The organism is Microvirga sp. 2TAF3 (genome assembly GCF_052114965.1).
GTDB lineage: Bacteria > Pseudomonadota > Alphaproteobacteria > Rhizobiales > Beijerinckiaceae > Microvirga.
This window is the reverse complement of sequence record NZ_JBFRFT010000006.1, coordinates 1-5,000: the sequence shown is the minus strand read 5'-3', so window position 1 is coordinate 5,000 and position 5,000 is coordinate 1. Positions and strand designations below refer to the sequence as shown.

Sequence of the window (5,000 nt, the reverse complement as noted above, 5' to 3'; positions counted from 1 at the left end):
GGGTCCGATAACTTTCGGCAAGGACAAGGGTCCGGGCGAGTTCCTCTATGGTGGGCGTGTGCTGCCGTTTGTTGGAATGATAGTCGACTGCTAGGCGCGCCCACCACGGATATTGCGCCTTGTTGAGCCCGCTGAGCCGGCCCTTTTGCTTCCACGCCCACGTCAAGGCATTCCTCATTTGATCAACAGATCGCTTGGCCGCGGATGGAGTGCTGGTCTCCAGAATGCTGTCGCGAACCTGCTCCAAGTCATCGATTGTGAGAGTCGAGACAATCCGAGAGGCAATTTCGTCGAAGGCTGGGTGCCACAAATAGCGTTCGTAGGCGGGAAAATACCTCTCACTGAGGCTTTCCTTCTTCACTGCCAGGAATTCATCCCGCAGATTACTCCATAACCAAGGCCCGCGCCTCCTCCGCTCATCGTTCGACGGCTCGCTGTCAAATACCGGCCATGCCGCGTCGCTGGCAATCTGTACATTGCCGTCGTACGTGGCGAGGGCATTTTCATACACACGAAGGTCCGGCCGGGGATCACGTCCATCCTTAAGTTGCAGCTTCGTCCGCGCGGCCGCCTCGCGGGCGGCGGGAACGGTCAGGATGTCAATAGTGCCGAGTCGCACCGTCCTTGCGCGGTGCCGGAAGTACCAAGTTGCAGCTTGCTGCGTAATACGCAGCGCTAGGCCCTGACAGCCCTCATCGGCCCACTCGAGCCCACGCCCCGGCACCTTTCCACGGGCAATTATATTCCTCGCTCTATTAAGGTCTTTCTTCCTCAGGCGGAGGCGCTTTCGGGTGTAGCCCGTACAGGTCTTGTTGGTCATGGGACACGTCCATTCGACCGAGCACATTCGAACAAGTGCTGCCCGAGAGGTCGCAATCGGGTTGCGCCATTGCCCGCTCCATGGAGACGGGTCACAGCTTCAGCCGTTTGCGTGCGCTTGCCTGCACGAGAGACTTTGTGGGAGAACGCCGTCCATTAGGTGCATGCAGTGCATCCAGCGGGTTATCGCCCGAAAGGTGGCACATTTCGCCAAGCATAACAAAGATCTTTATTATGGAAAATTTACTTATGTTACGAATATTTAATACATTCGTTCATTTAATTTAACAACATTGCCAATTTATGCCGAATAAGTCCACGTTAACATCGAATTCTTAGAGAACAAGGACTCACCAAGTCACAAGAGGATTCGTATATTCATCTCATAATTCCACGAGTCCTCCGGAGATACTTTCCACCTCCGCTGCAAATACCATCTTGTCCAGGCTGAATTCCGCGACCTTTATAGGTAAACAAACCTGTTCGCGAATGCCATTATGTATCGCAATGCTGAAGTGTCGCACCAGATGCTGTCCTTTTACCGAGTACCTAGCAATATGCGCGATCAAGCAACGTCGTATTTTGCGATGAAAGAGCGAACTTGGGGCAGCAATGGATAGGCCAAGCTGCTCGGCTGACATGGCGCCGACGGGATCAATCTTCAAAGTGACTATACTGACCTCCACGCAGGGCTCCGTTCCCTGCCTAAGCTAGAAAGCTGTGCCTTACTGCTCAAGCACGCTTGTTAGGCCATTGGAAATGAGGCTGATCCACGTCCGGACGGCTCCAACACCGTCCTGACTAGATAAAGAGCACGGATGTCCAAACAGGAATCCTGGGCTTCGAGTCCTTCGTGCCAGCCTCCTGTCCCGGAGTGCGAGGGATCAAGGTGGAGGACCCCGGGAAGGGATTGATCTCCCGGGAAATCCTTGCCCTTCGACAGAATTCATACCTGGAGACCTGCTGCTTTGTTAGGCCAAACAGAACTCAAACCCACAACCACCGTTATGAGCATCGTTCTTGCATCATGAATCGCAACGAATTCAACGCATTGCGCTTCATGTCTCTTGAGTTCGAATGCTATTGTGCAGGGTCATCCTGTGGGAGAACTGTGGGGCAACTCATCGGCTCTTGAAGGATTCCTCGCTCCCGCTCAGACCGTCCTAGGACTGGGATCCCGGACATCTCCGCACGGGGTTCTACGTTGCGAGCACCAATAGTTTCACCCATGCTGCCCCCTTTCGCGCGAACGTGCAGAACCGGGACACTTAGGGGACGATCTCCGAGGCTGTCTCGGTCGAGGGCCGTATTCGGCCCCGAAGCGGACCTCTGGCCTACTTCCGAGATGTGCCAGGGAACGAACCCGCTCGCGCGGGAGGGTGCGTGTTTCAAGGCTGACGCTTAGCCTCTGGCGTCAGTGAGCCTGTGATCGATCAGGGGTGACGGAGGCTGCTCCGCCTCCGAGCATGAAGGATCAACCTTCAGCTTGAGAGGAGCGCCTCATGATCGTCCACCCGTCGCCTTCGTCTGGCACCGCCTTGCGTCAGCGCATGATCGAGGACATGACCGTGCGCGGCTTCACCGAGAAGACCCAGCACGACTACATCCGATATGTGAAGACCTTCGCCGCCTTCCTCGGCCGCTCACCCGACAAGGCCACAGCCGAGGACCTGCGTCGGTTCCAATTGCATCAGACGTAGGCAGGCCTCCAGCCTCCAGGCATCAACAGCGCCGTCGCGGCGCTGCGCTTCTTCTTCACCGTGACGCTGGACCGGCCCGATCTCGCCCGCCGTCTCGCGCTCGTCCGCCAGCCGCACACGCTGCCGCTGGTGCTGAGTATCGAGGAGGTGACGCGGCTGCTCGAAGCGGCACCGGGTCCCAAGTACAGGGCCGCACTGGGCACGGCCTATGGCGCCGGACTGCGCGTCTCCGAGATCGTGTCGCTCAAGGTGACCGACATCGATAGCACGCGCATGCTGATCCGGGTCGAGCAGGGCAAGGGCCGCAAGGACCGCCATGCCATGCTGTCCCCGCAACTGCTCGGGCTCCTGCGCGCCTGGTGGCGGGAGGGAAGCCGCCGCGGCCTGATGCTGCCACAGGGCTGGCTGTTCCCGGGCCGCAATCCGGTCACGCCATTGTCGACCCGTCAGGTGAACCGCGCCGTCCACGCCGCGGCCCAAGCCGCCGGGATCCAGAAGCGGGTGACGCCGCACACGCTGCGCCACAGCTTCGCCACGCATCTGCTGGAGCAGGACATCGACATTCGCGTCATCCAGGTCCTGCTCGGCCATGCCAAGCTCGATACCACCGCGCTCTATGCCCGCGTCGCCACCACGACGATCCGCACTGTCATGAGCCCGCTCGACCGGATCTGGCTTGGGCCACAGGACGAGGCAAGGCCGGACGGATGACGCGGCGGCGGTGCGCCGCCCGTCGCTCGAGGTCGCCGATATCTTCCATCGCCATGGCGCCGCCTGGCGGGCGGCCCATGCCGGCCATCTCAGTCTTGGCCAGATCAAAGTGATGGCGGCGATCGAAGCCTGCCGCACCGCAGCCCTCGGCGGCCATGTTGAGGCCTGCGCGGACTGTGGCCACATCCGCATCGCCTATAATTCCTGTCGCAACCGGCACTGCCCCAAGTGTCAGGGCGCCGCGGCCCGGGACTGGCTCGCCGCGCGAGAAGCCGATCTGCTACCGGTCGGCTACTTCCACGTCGTGTTCACGCTGCCGGCCCGGTTGGCCGCCATCGCCTGGCACAACAAGGCCGTGATCTATGATCTGCTGTTCAAGGCCGCCTCCGAGACGATGCTGACCATCGCCGCCGATCCGAAGCATCTCGGCGCCCGCATCGGTCTTACCGCCGTGCTCCATACGTGGGGCTCGGCCATGACCCACCACCCGCATGTCCACATGATCGTGCCCGGCGGCGGCTTCTCGCTCGACGGTGAGCGGTGGGTGGCGTGCCGGCCCGGCTTCCTCCTGCCCGTGCGCGTGCTCTCGCGGCTGTTCCGGCGGCTGTTCCTGTCAAAGCTCGCCGACGCCCATGCGGCCGGGCATCTCCAGCTCTTCGGCGATCATGAGGGTCTCAGCGACCGCCGTGCCTTTGCCGCCGTCCTGGCGCCCCTGCGCAGGAAGAATTGGTTCGTCTACGCCAAGCCTCCCTTCGCAGGACCTGAGGCTGTGTTGGCCTATCTGTCGCGCTACACCCATCGCGTCGCGATTTCCAACTCTCGGCTGATCTCGCTCGACGAGAGGGGTGTCACCTTCCGCTGCAAGGACTATCGCCGCAACGGCGCTGAGCGCTACCAGGTGATGACGCTCGATGCGGGCGAGTTCATCCGGCGTTTTCTGCTCCACGTGCTGCCCAAGGGTTTCCATCGCATTCGCCATTACGGCCTTCTCGCCAGCGCCGGCCGCAAGGCGAACATCCTGCGGGCCCGCGCCTTGCTCGCCGTGCCGGAGCCTGAGACGGACTGCGGTGACACAGACAAGGCCGGCCCCGCCGCATCCACGGACAGGAGGCTGCGCTGCCCATGCTGCGGCAGCCGCATGATCGTCGTCGAGACATTCGCGCGCGGCCACCATGCCCGCGCACCGCCCTGGACACAGACGCCATGAGCTCGAACCACAAACCGGATTGCAATGCTACCGCAGGCACTCCCCATCGGCAGCCCGATCGCTGCGTGCGACTGAGCTCGCGGGCCTGGGTCCTACGGGCCGCAACGCTGAAAGCAACCGCTCGTCAACAGCCGCATCGCAACCGGCGCGGGCTTCACGCGCCCTGGCCACCGGCCGAACCCCCACATCCATCTCGCCAAACGCGTTTATCCGACCACAGCGGATCAGGCATAACCATCAAATCCCCATAGGCCAAAACCTGCGATCGGCATCCCGCGGGTTCGTTCCCTGGAGGCTTTCGGACGCCAGCCCCGGTGCATGTGCCTACGTCGCGATGACCGGCATCCGAAACCCTTCACAGGAGCCGACCTTCCTGTTCCAGCCTTGCTGGAGGTCGTCACTGTCCTTGCTCGACGTGGCGGTGTTCGCCGAGACCGTGGGAGGGCTGGATATCTTGGGGATACTGATCATGTCGGCCGGCTCTTTCTTGGCAACGTCCGAGCGCAAAGAACTGAAGCTCACAATGACAGGTGGGCTCCAGACCCATGATGAGGCCGCACACA

The 5,000-nt window shown here is 61.3% G+C and carries 3 protein-coding genes and 1 pseudogene (1 of these 4 running past the window's edge); 2 read left to right on the top strand and 2 right to left on the bottom strand.

The window, feature by feature from the left end; all coding sequences use genetic code 11:
• Window positions 1–820, bottom strand: partial view of a tyrosine-type recombinase/integrase gene (locus tag AB4Y97_RS07870; RefSeq protein ID WP_441998477.1) — the 5' portion only. It extends 677 nt beyond the left edge of the window; the window shows 820 of its 1,497 coding nt (coding positions 1–820); it begins with the start codon at window positions 818–820; its stop codon lies beyond the left edge, outside the window.
• Window positions 821–1,202: 382 nt separating this feature from the next.
• On the bottom strand, window positions 1,203–1,505 hold the full coding sequence (locus AB4Y97_RS07865) for a hypothetical protein (RefSeq protein WP_441998476.1): 303 nt from the start codon (window positions 1,503–1,505) through the stop codon (window positions 1,203–1,205).
• Between the two features lie 816 nt (window positions 1,506–2,321).
• On the opposite strand from AB4Y97_RS07865, the pseudogene AB4Y97_RS07860 reads away from it, so the two are divergent.
• Window positions 2,322–3,230, top strand: a pseudogene (locus AB4Y97_RS07860) (tyrosine-type recombinase/integrase).
• A gap of 10 nt (window positions 3,231–3,240) precedes the next feature.
• Window positions 3,241–4,437, top strand: coding sequence for an IS91 family transposase (locus AB4Y97_RS07855; protein WP_441998700.1), 1,197 nt, complete (start codon window positions 3,241–3,243; stop codon window positions 4,435–4,437).
• Window positions 4,438–5,000: the final 563 nt, after the last annotated feature.